The following is a 16,095-nucleotide window of genomic DNA, read 5'->3' on the forward strand; positions in this document are numbered from 1 at the left end:
CATATGAAAGTAGGATTGAGTTCATACAGCCTGTTGCAAGCGTTAAAAGATGGGCGCACCACAATAGTGGATGCCCTTCAGTGGGTAGCCGACAATGGCGGCACCCATATGGAGCTCGTCCCTTATGGCTTTTCGGTTGTAGATGACTACGAATTGGCGACAAAGTTGAAAGACAAAGCAGCGGAAACAGGGATTGAGTTATCAGCCTACTGCATGCCAGCCAATTTCATCCAGCCGACGGAACGAGCTTTTCAGGAAGAAGTTGAACGTATCCAAAAACATGTCGATGTCGTCCATCATATGGGCATTAAGCTTTTGCGCCATGACGTGACAGCGTTTTCGCTCCCGCCGGAACAGCGGACAGTCCATTATTTTGACGACCACTTTGAGGAAATGGTTCGAGGGTGCCAGCTGATTGCTGATTATGCCAAACAGTATAGCATGACAACAACAATTGAAAATCACGGCTTCAATGTCCAGTCAAGTGACCGTGTCCAGCGCTTGCTTCGCGCTGTTGATCGCGACAACTTTAAGACGACACTTGATATTGGAAACTTTCTTTGTGCAGACGAAGATCCGCTTGTTGGCATCCGTAAAAATTTGCCTGATGCAGCGACCGTCCATTTTAAAGATTTCTACGTGCGCCCATACTACGAGAATCCCGGGGAAGGGCCATGGTTTCGAACAGTAAACGGCAATTATTTGCGCGGTGCCATCGTCGGCCACGGCGAATTGCCGATCCGAGAAATTATCCGCCTACTAAAAGTCCACCATTATGATGGCTACATCGCTGTTGAATTTGAAGGGATGGAAGATTGCTTTACCGGCTCGAGAATCGCTATGAATAACGTCAAGCGTTTGTGGAATGAAGTGGCACTAGACGGCTGGAAAGTAACGGCAGAGGAGGTGAGCAATGAATGCGTGTAGCAGTAATTGGTTTAGGGACAATCTCTGACATGCATATAAAATCGTACGCAGCCAATGCAAACGCGGAGCTGTATGGCTTGTGTGATGTCAATGAAGGGCGTGCCTATGAAAAAGCGGCGCTCTATGGCGTTGCAAACGTATTTACCGATGCAGATGATGTCTTTGCCGATCCGAATGTCGATGCGGTCAGCATATGCACTTGGAATAAAACACATGCAGACTTGGCTGTGGCGGCGCTCCGAGCAGGAAAGCATGTTCTTGTAGAAAAGCCGCTGGCGCTGACTGTCGCCGAGGCCAAAAAAGTGCAAGCGGCAGCACAGGAGGCGAACACGATCTTGCAAGTCGGCTATGTTCGCCGTTTTGGGGCAAATACTCAAGTGCTGAAGGCGTTCATTGATAACGGAAAACTTGGCGATATTTATTACGCAAAGGCTTCACTGTTGCGGCGCGTCGGCAATCCTGGCGGGTGGTTTTCGAACAAAGAGCTGTCTGGAGGTGGCCCGCTTATTGACTTAGGTGTTCACATCATTGACTGTTGCTGGTACTTAATGGGGCGGCCAAACGTTGAACGAGTAACGGGCCATGTCTATGATAAACTCGGAAACCGCAGCAACATTGAGCACCTTTCGTTCTATAAAACAGCTGACTACGATGCAGCCACGAATACAGTTGAAGATTTAGCCAATGCCTTAATAACGTTTGAAAATGGCAGCTCGCTTATGGTTGACGTTTCGTACTCCCTTCATACCAAAAAAGACCACCTTTCCATGCAGTTATTCGGAACGAAAGGCGGTGCTGAGCTAGAACCAGCACTAACCCTTGTAGCTGAAGAACAAAATACGATTTTAAACATTGAGCCGCAATTGGATCATCCCACGTTCCATTTTGACAGTGCGTTCCAAAAACAAGTGGATGCGTTTGTGGAAGCGTGCTTAACTGGCGCTCCTTCTCCTGCTCCTGCCGAAGATGGGCTAGCATTAATGAAAATGTTGGAAGGCATTTATTTGTCTTCTGAGCGGAAACGGGCGATTAGCTTGTAAAAAGGCTGTCTTTGTTTAGGTGAAAAGCCTAATTTCTCTTTGGAGAAATTAGGCTTTTGTTGGCGATTGAAAAATGACGTAAAGATTGTCCAAGCTATACTAGAGCGCGAGTAAACATAGGTGGTTTGAAGGCTGCATCATCCCCTAAATTTCCCATCTATATTCATCTTTCCTATTTCGCATCATAATGTCTGAAAGGACCCCATTGGCAAATAGGAGATCGTGATGAAACTTAAACTATACTTTTTATCCACTTGGAGTGTGCTTGATCCAATTTATTTTTATATTTCCCGGCTTCATTATCCAGAAAGTGCGAAAACCAATACAACCGTTTTTCGAATCAAGCAAATTCGCTATAAAGGGCCGAAAGTTTGTTTGGCAGATGGACAGGAAATTTGCAAAAATGATGTGCTCGTAAAAATTCACTTGCATAATGTCCGCTTAATTAAAGAACTATTTACTATTGATAACGATTTAAAAAAGGCAAAAGTTTTAGTGCAAAAAGTAAAAGAATCGATGCCTCCTCTCGCCTTTTACATAGAGAGGCAAGAAAATGTGGAGGACATTAAAGGGATTATTGGCGTAACGATGTTAAACAGGGGCTGTGAACGACTCGGATTTGAAGCACACCCTATTCGAAATCGCTTTTATAAGGGGTTAAAAAGGTTATCGCAACATCCAATTTTTTTGCTGTCTATGTCAAAATTTCCTACTAAATCACGGAAAATCCCTTCCCCGATGTACGTGTTTATGTCTAAACAACGTCTGTTGGAAAAGTACGGCCCAAAGCTAGTGCAGTCCTAAAGCATGAGAAAGACACTGCCATCACAATATAGCCATTTAACTCAGGAATTTTTACTTAGTTTTTATATTTTCCATGAAAAAATACCCGCTAATGATAAAAGACCTGAGTATATATACCTGAATTAAGCGAGTGGATTTTTCTTGTAACAAAATATATTGCCAGAATAGACTGTTTTATGGTCTGGAAACGTTAGCGGTATGCGCAAAAAGAGCACAAAACGAGGTGCATAATGAGTCTAAATTCCTTCATTTAGAGGAACGTACGTTCTTTAATCTGGCGTAAAGAAGAGATATAGTCAGAAAAGAGTCTTTAGGCTTGAACGATCATGCTTGATGGCAAGTTGATGTGGAAGGTAAGTGGGTATTTAGGACCTGGTATTTCCTTTAATTTACTTCAATTAAAAAGTTTTATAGGTATATTTTGTAATTAAAGTCATTATATTCAAACTGATGCCGAGCGAAATGAGCGGTTTTGCTTGCTGGGCTATACGACTATGGACTCTGGACTATTGAAAGCCTTTTAATTTCGGGCTATATTGCTTGGTGGAAAGAAGAAGTTATGACCTACTACTAAGAGGCGACTTTAATACGGGAGGAGTGATTGGAATGTCCACGTTATCTAGGGTGGAAACAGCCCGAACGGATAAACAAAAAAAGCGGGTTCAACGCATGGAAAGAACGAAAGCAGGTGTTTTGTCCTCTGTAGCAATTGGAATGGCAGGTTGCTCCCAAAGTTCGGCTATGGCTTCTGCTGATTTACCGACAATTGGAACTGGTGTTGAACAAGTAGCCATTGCGGCCCATGGGAGTTTTTTAGAAGCTCCTGCCATTAGGCAATCGCCAATAGCGTATAAAATGCTGCTGGCCTCACTAGTCGAGAAGCGAACCGACAATACAGGTACATTTTTATATACACTTAAAGATGGTGACGTAGAAACGAATGTTTATGGATTTAAAACAACCAGTGAACCTACATATGAAGAAAGTGTCGAAACCGATAATGAAACAGGTAGTCTCGAAGCAACATCTGAACATAACAAGTTGGACAAAGCGGAACCAGCGCAGAAGCAAACACATTCAAAAGAAACAACAACACTTGCTGGAGAGGATGATTCGAGTAGCCACGGCACAGAAACGACAAATGATACGATAAATGATGATTCTTATTCAAATAAATTGGAAGGCCTTGCAGTTAATACCAATAATGAGGCAGAAAAGGATGGTGGCGGCGTGGCAGAAACAGAATCAACATCACAAGATGAAACTGGTGAACAAGAGAATGAAAGCAATAATTTAGACCAGCAAGAGAGCCCGGCCAATCAGGAAATCATCCAATGGAACAATCATGGCCAAGTAGTCGAAATTAACGGAAATCGCTTTGCCATTGAAACCGAGTATGGACCAAAATGGTTTGTCCTTAGTGAAGGGTTGGAGTCAAGTTTTGAATCCGTGCGTACTGGCATGGTTTTAAGCATCTACTTTACAGAACAAAATGGCGAGAATGAAGTTTCAACCTTCTTTATTACATACACCCCTGATGAAGGGGAACGTGCCCAGTTTGTGGACGCAACCTTTTTAGGCTATGCAGGAGAAAACAAGCAAAGCATCCTTGTTTACATCCCCCACCAAGAAGTCATTTATGACTTGTCAAAACAATTGCAAAAACGTGATCTTGACAAGGAGTTTGAGCACGGGGCAGCGATTACAATAGGCACCGTGATGCATGATGATGGGTCCGTGACGGTTGAATCAATTGAAACAACCTTATAAATGCCAATAAGTAGGCACCATTATCCTAAATAGAAAACGCTTGCGGGAAACCCGTTATCTACAGGCTGAACCTTGCGCGCAACGTGCAAGGTTTTTCCGCATTCAAAAAAGGAGGAGCGCCCCTGTCAATGAAGAATATAGAGAGCAAAGGGCGTCAAGTATTGTAGGGAGCGCTGGCATGAGTTAATCAAACGTTTAATGAATAGCCAACAAGTCCGATGATAACAGATTGAAAAGTGAATGAACTGACATTAAAATGAAACCAAATCACCGATGGGGAAGGAGAGGCATGGATATGGATTTAAACGTCAAAGGCAAGTCGGTACTTGTGTTTGCTTCAAGCAAAGGAATTGGTCGGGCGATTGCTGGCGAATTTGCGGCAGAAGGAGCAAGCGTTGTTCTAGCTAGCCGAGATATTAACGCATTGGAGACAGCAGTTGGAGAAATACAGGCGCATACAGGCAATCCCCAGATTGCGTGTTGCCGCTGCGATATGACTAGAGCAGAAGATATTGAGGCAGCGCTGGCTTTTGCAAACGAAAAACACGGGGCTATCGATGTCTTAATTAACAATTCTGGAGGCCCGCCAGCTGGGGGAATTGACCAGTTTGAAGATGGCGACTGGCAAAATGCTTACGAATTAAACTTACTAAGCTACGTGCGCGCCATCCGTGGCGTGCTGCCATACATGAGGGCGCAAGGCGGTGGCCATATATTGAATGTCACGTCTTCATCGATAAAGCAGTCACTTGACAATTTGCTGTTGTCAAATACGTTCCGCGCGGGGGTACTAGGCCTTGCCAAAAGCCTAGCGCAAGAGTTGGCAAAAGACAACATTCTTATTAATACGTTAGGTCCAGGGCGCATTGCCACGGACCGGGTTGAAAGCCTTGACCGTTTAGCCGCAAAAGAAAAGCAAATGTCATACGAAGACGTAAAACAGGCTTCAGAAAAAAGCATCCCTCTTGGGCGTTACGGCAAACCAGAGGAGTTTGCCAAGCATGCCGTTTTTCTCTGCTCTGGAGCTAATACGTATGTGACTGGACAAGCGTTTCTCGTCGACGGCGGATTAGTGAAAGCTTTGTAATCTTTGGTTTGGCTGAAAGGCACTGTATCATGAAGGCAAGAAGCAGACTACATGTACGTTGGAAGAGAGGGATCCGTGTATGCGCTTGTTTCGTCCTGTTCAGGCGCCATGGTTGCAGCAAGAAAGCGATGATAGCTACCAGTATACTGAGTATGCGCCAAGCTTTGATTTATCCGCCTATGTGGCCTGTTATTGGACGAGCTCGTTCCAAGGAGGGAAAGCGCGACACCAATCGTATTCTTCCAGATGGATGCGTCGATTTAATTGTTTCGATCACTGACAATAACGCACAGGCATTTGTGGCCGGTTTTATGAATCGATTTGACGTTTTGCCGTTGACAGAGCCAACCTTTTCTTTCGGAATCCGCTTCTATTCGGATTCGGTCCATACATTATTGCGCCACCACCCTGCTGATTTTGGAGACGGAGGCATTGAACTAGAGCTAGTATGGGGGAATCCAGCCTTTGAAATCGCCGAGACGATCGCACAAGCCCGCGATATGAAGGAGAGAATTGCGGTCGTTGAGGCGGTCTTACGAAAAAAACTAGATAAGGCATATCGACCGGAACGCTTGTTTGAGCGCTGCATGGGTCATATTTTTGCAAACAAAGGTATGCTCTCTGTCCGTAAGCTTGCAGAAATGGAACATTACAGTGAGCGGACTGTGCGCCGTACGTTTGCCCATGAGCTTGGCGTTTCCCCGAAAGAAGTATTGGAAGTCGTCCAATTCCAAAGTTTGTTAGTAGGCTTGCAGCAAAACGTCCATGCACGTCTTGCTGATTTGGCTCTATTATACGGCTATGCCGACCATGCCCATTTGTCGAATCAATTTAAGCGTTTTTACGGATTGGCCCCACAGACAGTAATGGCACAAATCGCGTGCCAAGCAACAAATCGTTAAAAGTTGTCCGGTTTTTTCAAGCTCCGATTGGGATAATAGGCAATAATGGCCTTATAGCCTATTGAAAGGAGTCATTTGTTATGACGATAAAATTAGATATGGTCGGAATTGTGGTTGCCAATATGAGAGAAGCGCTTGATTTTTACCGATTGCTTGGCTTTCAAATAGCGGAAACGCACAATGACGACATGCACGTTGAAATTGACCAGGAAGGGGTTCGCCTGGCGTTTGATAAGCTGGAAATGGCAAAGGGAATTTACGGCAGCTGGGAAGAGCCAACGGGGCACCGGGTTGAGCTGGCCTTTCGTTGTGAAAGCAGGGAAGCGCTGGACCAGCTTTATGCGAAGATTGTCCACAAAGGCTATGTTGGCTATAAAGAGCCATGGGATGCCTTTTGGGGGCAACGTTATGCGATTGTCCAAGACCCAGACGGGAATTTAATTAGTTTGTTTGTATAAAAGACAACAGCGATTTAAACCTGTTTTGTTTAAATCGCTGTTGTTGCTTATGTTTGAGCGTTTTCCCCACATTCCATCCTAGCGACAAAACAATCAAACATAATGCGCGCCGCCATAGCAGTAGTGATGTCTTGATGGTCATACAGTGGATTGACTTCTGCAATATCAAACGCATCAACGATGGGGTACAACGCATCTAGAATCGCGAAACTTTGAACTGGCGTCAGCCCGCCTGGTTCGTTGGCGCCGACTCCTGGTGCGTATGCCGGATCGAGAACATCCATATCATATGTTAAATAAACAAGATCGACGTTTTCCATTACGGATTTAATCTGTTCGGCAATGGCCAACGGATCTGACTGGTGAACTTCCTGCGCGGTAATTTGGTGAATGCCGATATCTTTTAAATAGTTGGCGTACCAAGGGTAATTATAACTGCGTACCCCTACTTGGACAATGTCTTTAGCAGAAACATGTTCAAGCTCAATCGCTCTGCGCATTTGGCTGCTCTGTGAAAACCTCCCTTGGACAGGGGATTCGTCAACGAGGTCAAGATGGGCATCAAACTGGATAATGCCTATCCGTTTTCCAGGGTTCTGGTCGTGCAGCGCCTTAATGAGCGGATAGGAAATCGAGTGGTCGCCGCCAAGCACAAAGGGAAAGGCATGATCAGCAAGCACTGCTTTCAGTTTTGCCTCTGCCTGTGCAAACGTTTGGTCTGTGCTGTAGGCAGCAATTTCAATATTGCCATAATCGGTTAACGCGTTTTTCGGCAATGTGAACGTTTTTCGCTTTTCTACATTGTACACTTGGTTGTTTTCGATGCGATTGGCAAACCAGGCAAAGGCTTCTCGTATTTTTTCTGGAGCAAACCGAGACCCAGGCCGTCCAAGGGAGGCCCCTCCATCCCAAGGGAAACCGACAATGCCAAAAGTAGAATATGGTTTCATGCTTGATGCACTCCTTTATCTTCTAGATGTGTAACTTCTACCTTGTTTGGAACACTTCGGCGTGTGTAGCAAACATAAAGGACAGCTCCAGCTGCGAGCCAGATGAAAAAGAGGATATACTCCGTCATGCCCATCGAAATCGGCGTACCAGGAATCAGCATTGCGGCTAGCAAGACCGCCGAAAAAAACGTAGCAGCATAAGCCATGTAGATGCCGCCTGGCATTTTATATGGTTTTTGTAAATGTGGCTGTTTGAGGCGAATGGTGACGGCCGCAAATGCCATACAAAACCATGCAATGAGAAAAGCAATTCCTCCCATAATAACGAGTGGGAGTAGGGCGCCACTGCCAAATAAGGTTCCGACAATAGAAAAGGCCGCCATTGCCCACACCGTTTTGTGAGGCGTTTTATAACGAGTATGCTTTGCTGCAAATCCTTTAGGGATAAAACCGCGAGCCGCAAATGATTGAATCAGACGGCTTCCGGCCAGTAAAAAGCCATTGAAAGTCGTAATGACGCCAAGCAGCACGCCAAATACGACAATAAGCGGCAACAACATTGAACCTGAACGGGCTTCTAATGCATGGATAAGAGGGAGCGCCCCCATTTCCCCCATTTCAGAGGCAGGCATTAAAAAGGCAGAAGCAAGAACAATAACCATATACAGCCCACCGCCTAAAAGGATTGTCCCGACGGTGACTTTGCCTAAGTTTTTGTAGTTAATGCTTGCTTCAGCCTCGTCAACCGTTTTTGAAACAGTATCAAAGCCATTCATAAAAAATAGAATCGAGGAGACCGCCAAAATAATGCCGTTAAATGCATGCCCATTTTCTGTCTGCAACAAAGGTGCTGCATTCTGAGGATCGCCTAGGAAAAAGCCGCCACCTAAAAAAGCAAGGAATGTGACAAGCATCATCGCTGTAGCAATCGTTTGAAAGCGTGCTGACAATGTCGCGCCACGGTAGTTCAACCAGGATAGACCGAAGATCATCGCTAAACTGAGCAGAATGTGGGGCAAATAGACGACTTGTCCCATTAGCGTGTAAAGGGGATACGAGTTTAATAGCGGAAAAACGTAAGCGAACAAGAGTGGCACGGAAATCGCAACCCATGGCAAGATAATAAGGTAGCCTAAAATCAGAAACCAGCCACAAATAAATGCTGGCCATTTGCCAAGTGCATAATGGGTATAGGCAAATTCGCCACCGCTTAATTTTAGGCTGGACGTGAGCTCTCCATAAACAAAGCCAATTGGAATGACAAGCAGTATTGTCACTGCTAAGGCAATGATTGCGCCTAGGCTTCCTGCCGAGGCCATCCATTGGGGCACAGAGATCACCCAACCGATGCCGATCATGCTGCCGAATGCCAGTCCAAAGAAGTCAGTAGTAGTCATTCCTTTTTTCTTCATCGTCTGTTGTGCTCCTGTTGCATAAGATTTTTGTATAAAAATGCATTAATTCTTATTATATTAAACGTTGTCCTTGTATTTATCAATAGTTTAATTGCCGAAAACGAATATATATTCATGGTGGCGTTTGAGTTCATATCCAATAAAAGAAGGATTTTCCTTTTTCTTTGTTGAATTTGATTTAAAAAGGGCCAAGTCATATATATACGAGGACAGCAAAGCGGTAGTGGCATGATTGAACAAATGCTGCTAGGCGTGGCGAGGAACAAAGCAGATACAAGACCAGTAGATAGTAGTCCATAACTTCAGAGACTAGACAAGCAAGACGAAAAAGGAGGACCAATGGTGGGGTTGCTTGAAAAAATGTTGCCGCTTACAGAAGAAGAAAAAGACATTCTTGAATATCGGCGTGTAATGAAAGCACGTTATACATCAAAGCAACAATTTATTATTGAAGCCAATAAGTTTCTTGCCCCAGGGACAGAAATCATGATCCGCAAGCATACGCGCTTTATTGATTTTCCTCCACACAGGCATGACTACATTGAAATGAATTATGTCTATAACGGCAGTTTAAAGCAAACGATTGGCGATCGTGCAGTCGAATTGCAAAAAGGGGAGCTGGTTGTATTAAACCAGCATATTGAACACGAGATCGAGGCATGCGGTACAGAAGATATCATTATTAATTTTATTATTCAGCCGTCTTTTTTTAATTACATTTTCTCCTTTTTAAATGTGGAAGGGCCGTTTTATTCATTCCTCATCGACAGCATTCATGGTAGCGAACCGCTAGGACAGTTCCTCTATTTTAAATGTGCAAAAGAAGCGTCTGTGCAACAACTGCTGAGGAAAATGGTTGAGGAAATGATGGAGCCAGACGCTTATTCGCAAGCGTCCATTAAGTTGTATGTCGGCATGCTCATGATTGAGTTGGCAAAGAAAGCGAATACATTAGATGGAAAGCAAAAGCTGTCTTTGCACAACCAATGGATTCGGCAAACGTTTGCTTATATCGATGAGCAGTACAAACACGCTTCTCTATATGAGCTTGCTGAACGGCTGAACCAGCCCCATTACTTGCTTAGCAAAGTCATCAAGAAGCAGACGGGAAAAACATTTAAAGCGCTGTTACAAGAAAGGAGACTGGACATAGCAAAGGAGTTGCTCGTTCAGTCGGACTTACCTGTATCCGTTATTGCGCAAGAAATTGGCTATGACAACTTCAGCTATTTCTATCAAATTTTTAAGAAGCATTTTCATACGACTCCTCTCGTTTATCGAAAAAAACACGCGTCATCGCCTCCTCAATGATGCGTTTGGCCGAAGACAAGCGCTTGACCCGTCGCCGTTTGTCTCGGTCACCTACTCATGAACCCTCTGTGCTATTCCTATCTTCCTTTTTCAGACCTCCCTATCTAACATGCGTTTTCAACCAGTCTAATTGATTCAATATTTGCAAATAACGACAGTATTTTGGTGAATGACGCTATAGTGGCTTCCGTGACAAACACGTAAGATACAAGTAATCGTTCTATAGCGAGAAAGGGGGAGGAACATTGGGGGAATATCGGCTGGCCGTTGATATTGGCGCCTCAAGCGGCAGGGTGATGGCCGGCAAAATAAGCGAGGCTGGCATCGATTTACAAGAGGTCTACCGGTTTGACAATCAGGCTCAATTAATGGGCGGCCATTATTGTTGGGACGTTGACCACTTGTTTGGCGAAATCAAGAAAGGCATACGAGTGGCAGTTCAATCAGGGTTACAGCCAGTTAGCATTGGCATGAATACATGGGCGGTAGATTTTGTCCTTCTCGATGAAAAAGGCGAGCGGTTAACAGACGCTATCTCCTACCGTGACCCGCGCACAAACGGGGTGATGGAAGGTGTGATCGAGACTTACGGAAAAAAGGCATTATACGAACGGACGGGTATTGCTTTTCAGCCTTTTAACACTCTTTACCAACTATTGGCGTTAAAAAAACAAAACCCGGAGTTGCTTGAGCAAGCCCATGCATTTCTAATGGTGCCCGATTATTTTCATTTTTTGCTGACAGGTGTGAAAGTCAATGAGTATACGAACGCAACGACAACCCAGTTAGTCAATGTCCATACAAAGGATTGGGATAGACAACTACTGAAAGAGTTCGGTTTGCCTTGTGGAATGTTTCAGCCATTGCAGCATCCTGGCACAAAGATCGGTTCTTTGACAGAAAGCATGGAAAAAGAACTGGGCGTCCAACTCGAAGTCATTGTGCCCGCTACCCATGACACAGCTTCAGCCATTGCGGCGCTCCCAGAAAAACAAACATCGGTTTACATCAGCTCAGGCACGTGGTCGCTCATCGGCATTGAAAACCGCACGCCGATATGTAGCCAGCAGGCGATGGCTGCCAATTTTACGAATGAAGGCGGCGTTGGCTCCCGTATTCGCTTTTTAAAAAACATCATGGGCTTATGGATGATCCAAGAAGTACAAAGGCTGCTCCCTGGGCATTGGAGCTTTTCTCAACTGGCGCAAGCAGCGAGTGAGTCAACGTATACCGGGGAAATGGATGTCGATCAACATCGTTTTCTAAAGCCAGAAAACATGATCGAGGAAATTCAACAAGCTTGCCGTGAAAAGGGGCTTGCTGTTCCTGAATCGCCAGGTGATTTGGCTAAGTGTATTTATGATAGTCTGATTGCCAGTTATGACAAAGCTGTAACCGAAATTGAAGCTATTTCAGGAAAGCCATATGAGCAAATCCATATTATTGGCGGCGGGGCGCTGAACAAGGAGATTAACCAACGTTTAGCAAACCGGACGAACAAAACGGTGATCGCTGGTCCAACTGAGGCAACTGCTGTTGGCAATCTGCTTGTGCAAGCGATTGCAGACGGAGAGCTTTCTCGCATAGAGGAAGGTCGTGCACTAGTCAGGACAGCGTTTCCTGTTACTTACTTTCTACCACAAAGGAGTGAATCGCACGTGTCGAGTCGATTTGAAAGCGCTAAAGTGCAATATGAACAATTAGGTATAGATGTCGAGGCAGCATTCGCGAAAGTAAAACAAGTGCCCATTTCTGTCCACTGCTGGCAAGGAGATGACCTTCATGGAACAGAGGTGATTGCGAACGAGTTGTCTGGAGGCATTGATGTAACGGGGAATCATCCGGGCAGAGCGCGGAATGGTGAAGAGCTGCGGCGTGATTTGGAAAAAGCGCTAAGTTTAATTCCTGGAAAGCACCGCGTCAATCTCCACGCCATGTATGCCGAAACGGATGGCGTGCCAATTGAACGCGATCAATTGAAGACTGAGCATTTTGAAAAGTGGGTTAAATGGGCGAAATCATTAGGCATTGGCCTTGATTTCAACCCAACGGTGTTCAGCCATCCTAAGGCTGCTGATGGACTGACGCTTGCCCACCCAGATGAGGAAATCCGCACATTTTGGATTAACCATTGTAAGGCATGCCGGAAAATTGCTGCCTATTTTGGGGAACAGTTGGGGACGCCATCGCTAGTAAACATTTGGGTGCCAGACGGTTATAAAGATACGCCTAGTGATCGGCTAACGCCACGGAAGCGTTTAAAAGAGTCTTTAGATGCGATTTATGCAGACGAATACGACCCAATGCTTGTTCTTGATACCGTTGAAAGCAAATTGTTTGGCATCGGTTCAGAAGCGTACGTTGTCGGGTCACACGAGTTTTATTTAAACTATGCGAACCAAAACAACAAGCTGTATTTGCTTGACACCGGTCATTTTCATCCAACAGAAGTCGTTTCTAACAAACTATCAGCGATGTTGTTATTCCACGATCAGTTGGCATTGCACGTTTCCCGTCCTGTCCGCTGGGATAGTGACCATGTAGTCACCTTTGACGATGAGCTCCGAGAAATTGCGATTGAACTAGTCCGTAACGATGCTCTTGGCAACATCCATATTGGTCTTGATTTTTTTGATGCAAGCATTAATCGTGTCGCTGCCTGGGCCATTGGCACGCGCAATATGGCAAAGGCGCTATTGTATGCAGCCTTAATGCCCCATCGCCATTTAAAGCAGTTGCAAGATGAAGGCGATTTCACGTCGCGCTTAGCCATGCAAGAACAGCTAAAAACGTATCCGTTTGGCGACATGTGGGATGAGTATTGCAAACGCCAAGGAGTGCCGACAGAAACCGAGTGGCTAGATGTCGTCAAGGAATACGAACAGCAAGTCCAACTGAAGCGTGAAAGCGAAAAAGCGAAGCAACGCTAATTTACTAGAAAGAGGGATCGTCATGGTACAACATCTGTGGAATGTGGAAGAAGCAAGCAAATTGTGTCAAGGGCTCGATGAGTTGGTGTACCGCTCCAATTTGATTGGCGCCGACCGATCTGTCTGCAATTGGGGCGGCGGCAATACGTCGATGAAAACGACTGAAATTGACTTTCGCGGCAATGAAGTTGACGTTATGTGGGTCAAAGGCAGTGGCTCTGATCTGGCTACAATGGGAGCAAACAACTTTACGGGCTTGCGGCTTGACGATGTCTTGCCGCTGAAAGAACGGGAAGCAATGACAGATGAGGAGATGGTCGCCTATTTGGGGCATTGCCTAATCGACCCTCGTCACCCGCGCCCGTCGATTGAAACGCTGCTTCACGCTTTTCTGCCATTTAAGCATGTCGACCACACTCACCCAGATGCCATCATTAGCCTATGTTGTGCTGAAAATGGCCGCGAATTGGCAGAAGAGCTATTTGGTGACCGCTTTGTATGGGTGCCTTACATTCGCCCTGGCTTTGCGCTGTCTAAAATGATTGCAAAACAAGTAGACGCGAACCCGAAAGCGGAGCTTGTGCTAATGGAAAAACATGGCCTTGTCGTCTGGGGAGAAACAGCTAAAGAAAGTTATGACCGCACGATTTCTGTGATTAATGAAGCAGAGCAATTTATCGAGAAAAAGCGAGGCAAAAACGCGCCTTTTGGCGGAGCTGCGACAGCAGGGCTAAAAAAAGAAGAGCGCCAAGCATTGCTGGCCAACATCATGCCGGCGCTACGGGGGGCAGTGGCCCATAATGGGCGGAACATGATTGTGACCTATGATGATAGCGATCCTATCCTTGAATTTGTCAACAGCAAAGAGGCAAAGGAGCTATCGCAAATTGGCGCTGCCTGCCCTGACCATCTTGTCCATACGAAGCGATTGCCTTTGTTTATCGATTGGGTGCCTGATGCAAGTGACGAAGTAGGCTTGAAGCAAGCGGTGCTTAACGGAATAGCCGCATACAAAGAGGAATACATTCGCTACTTTGAGCGCAACCGCCGTGAAGGCGACACGATGTTTGAACCGTCGCCGCGCGTGTTGCTCATCCCAGGCATCGGCCTGATTAGCAGCGGCAAGGCGGTTGAAAACGCAAAAGTGAGCCGCGCTCTTTATGAACGAGCGATTGCGGTCATGCGTGGAACGAATGCATTAGGCTCGTTTGTTTCACTAAATGAAGCCGAATCGTATGAAATTGAATATTGGCCATTGGAGCTTTACAAACTATCGCTTGCTCCAAAAGAAGCAACGTTCTCGCGCAAAGTGGCGTTTGTGACAGGGGGAGCAGGGGGCATCGGCAGCGAAACGTCCCGGCAATTCGCTGCGCAAGGCGCACACGTCGTGTTGGCTGACCTCAATCTTGAAAGGGCAGAAGAAGTAGCGGCAGAAATAAATGGGCAATTCGGTGCTGGCCGGGCACTTGCACTAAAAATGGATGTCACAGATGAACAAGCAGTCAAGCAAGCTTTTGCCGACGTAGCCCGGACATACGGGGGCGTTGACATTGTTGTCAACAATGCCGGCCTTGCCACATCAAGCCCTTTTGATGAGACGACTTTACAGGAATGGCAGCTCAATCTCGATGTGCTTGCGACAGGCTACTTTCTCGTCGCCCGCCAAGCCTTTGCGCAAATGAAAGAGCAAGGCACAGGCGGTAGCATGGTGTTTATCGGCTCGAAAAATTCGGTTTACGCAGGAAAAAACGCATCAGCCTACAGCGCAGCCAAAGCGATGGAAGCCCATCTCGCCCGCTGCATTGCCGCTGAAGGGGGCACCTACGGAATCCGCGTTAATACGGTTCTCCCTGACGCCGTCTTGCAAGGTTCAGCGATTTGGGATTCGGCTTGGCGTGAAGAAAGAGCAGCTGCGTACGGAATTGCAGCTGATGAACTTGAAGACCATTACAAAAAACGGACAACGCTTGGCGTCCATATTTTTCCCGCAGATATTGCCGAGGCAGTTTTATTCTTTGCTTCGTCCAAGTCAGAAAAGACGACGGGCTGTATGTTAACTGTAGATGGCGGCGTACCAGCAGCTTTTCCAAGATAAGGGTGGTTTCCTCTCCGTTAAAAATGCGGGGAGGAAATTTGTATGAAAAGACGATCAAAGTAAGAGGAGTGAACGAGCATGATTCGCAAAGCTACAGTAATGAAGGTTTACAAAGATAAGTACGATGATTACAAACAACGCCACGATAAGCTTTGGCCAGAAATGGCGGAAATGCTAAAAGCCCATGGTGTCCACCATTATTCGATTTTTCTGTTAGAGGAGACTGGCCAGCTGTTTGCCTATTTGCTTGTTGAAGACGAAGACAGTTTTAGCGAAGTCGCCAAAACAGAGATATGCCAAAAATGGTGGGCGTATATGGCGCCGCTAATGGAAACAAATGATGATCTAAGTCCAGTTTCCCATGATTTAAAAGAAGTTTTTTATTTAGCATAAGGGAGTGGTAAGG

13 protein-coding genes and 1 pseudogene are annotated in these 16,095 nt (G+C 45.7%); 12 read left to right on the forward strand and 2 right to left on the reverse strand.

The genetic code is table 11. The annotated features are described in order from the left end of the window. Positions 1-3: 3 nt before the first annotated feature. The 7 genes from V5G21_RS11140 to V5G21_RS11170 all read left to right on the forward strand — a co-directional run bounded on the left by V5G21_RS11140 (position 4) and on the right by V5G21_RS11170 (position 6,988). Positions 4-927, forward strand: coding sequence for a sugar phosphate isomerase/epimerase family protein (locus V5G21_RS11140; protein ID WP_035205478.1), 924 nt, complete (start codon positions 4-6; stop codon positions 925-927). Continuing rightward, complete coding sequence (locus V5G21_RS11145; RefSeq protein ID WP_011245226.1) at positions 918-1,967, forward strand: Gfo/Idh/MocA family protein; 1,050 nt, start codon at positions 918-920, stop codon at positions 1,965-1,967. Before V5G21_RS11140 ends, V5G21_RS11145 begins: the two co-directional genes overlap by 10 nt. Before the next feature lie 225 nt (positions 1,968-2,192). Continuing rightward, on the forward strand, positions 2,193-2,771 hold the full coding sequence (locus tag V5G21_RS11150; RefSeq protein ID WP_011245227.1) for a YkoP family protein: 579 nt from the start codon (positions 2,193-2,195) through the stop codon (positions 2,769-2,771). A gap of 606 nt (positions 2,772-3,377) precedes the next feature. After that, positions 3,378-4,541, forward strand: coding sequence for a hypothetical protein (locus V5G21_RS11155; RefSeq protein ID WP_011245228.1), 1,164 nt, complete (start codon positions 3,378-3,380; stop codon positions 4,539-4,541). Between the two features lie 295 nt (positions 4,542-4,836). Then, complete coding sequence (locus V5G21_RS11160; protein ID WP_035205477.1) at positions 4,837-5,628, forward strand: SDR family oxidoreductase; 792 nt, start codon at positions 4,837-4,839, stop codon at positions 5,626-5,628. Between the two features lie 128 nt (positions 5,629-5,756). Beyond that, the gene (locus V5G21_RS11165; RefSeq protein ID WP_167369585.1) at positions 5,757-6,530 is read left to right on the forward strand and encodes a helix-turn-helix domain-containing protein; all 774 of its coding nucleotides are present in this window, start codon (positions 5,757-5,759) and stop codon (positions 6,528-6,530) included. A gap of 80 nt (positions 6,531-6,610) precedes the next feature. Then, a complete protein-coding gene (locus tag V5G21_RS11170) occupies positions 6,611-6,988 on the forward strand; it encodes a VOC family protein (protein ID WP_035205476.1) in 378 nt (125 codons plus the stop codon). Positions 6,989-7,035: 47 nt separating this feature from the next. On the opposite strand, the gene V5G21_RS11175 is transcribed toward V5G21_RS11170, so the two are convergent. Beyond that, a complete protein-coding gene (locus tag V5G21_RS11175) occupies positions 7,036-7,938 on the reverse strand; it encodes an agmatinase family protein (protein ID WP_035205474.1) in 903 nt (300 codons plus the stop codon). After that, positions 7,935-9,350 (reverse strand): APC family permease, encoded by a 1,416-nt coding sequence (locus V5G21_RS11180; protein ID WP_011245233.1) that lies wholly within the window; start codon positions 9,348-9,350, stop codon positions 7,935-7,937. Before V5G21_RS11180 ends, V5G21_RS11175 begins: the two co-directional genes overlap by 4 nt. A gap of 342 nt (positions 9,351-9,692) precedes the next feature. Between V5G21_RS11180 and V5G21_RS11185 the strand changes: the two genes are divergently transcribed. From V5G21_RS11185 to rhaM, 5 genes and pseudogenes are all read left to right on the forward strand, one after another. Beyond that, positions 9,693-10,664: an AraC family transcriptional regulator gene (locus V5G21_RS11185; RefSeq protein WP_035205472.1), complete on the forward strand. Its 972-nt coding sequence runs from the start codon at positions 9,693-9,695 to the stop codon at positions 10,662-10,664. A gap of 296 nt (positions 10,665-10,960) precedes the next feature. Continuing rightward, positions 10,961-12,226: pseudogene (gene rhaB, locus V5G21_RS11190) on the forward strand (rhamnulokinase); the annotation flags it as partial. 96 nt (positions 12,227-12,322) lie between these two features. After that, on the forward strand, positions 12,323-13,594 hold the full coding sequence (gene rhaA, locus V5G21_RS11195; RefSeq protein ID WP_073305657.1) for an L-rhamnose isomerase: 1,272 nt from the start codon (positions 12,323-12,325) through the stop codon (positions 13,592-13,594). A 22-nt stretch (positions 13,595-13,616) separates the two neighbouring features. After that, positions 13,617-15,689 carry a bifunctional aldolase/short-chain dehydrogenase gene (locus tag V5G21_RS11200; protein WP_073305410.1) on the forward strand — a complete coding sequence of 691 codons (2,073 nt, stop codon included), beginning with the start codon at positions 13,617-13,619 and terminating at the stop codon, positions 15,687-15,689. A gap of 78 nt (positions 15,690-15,767) precedes the next feature. Continuing rightward, complete coding sequence (gene rhaM / locus V5G21_RS11205) at positions 15,768-16,082, forward strand: L-rhamnose mutarotase (protein WP_011245237.1); 315 nt, start codon at positions 15,768-15,770, stop codon at positions 16,080-16,082. Positions 16,083-16,095: the final 13 nt, after the last annotated feature.

The organism is Shouchella rhizosphaerae, assembly GCF_036700015.1.
Classification (GTDB): Bacteria; Bacillota; Bacilli; order Bacillales; family Bacillaceae_D; genus Shouchella; species Shouchella rhizosphaerae.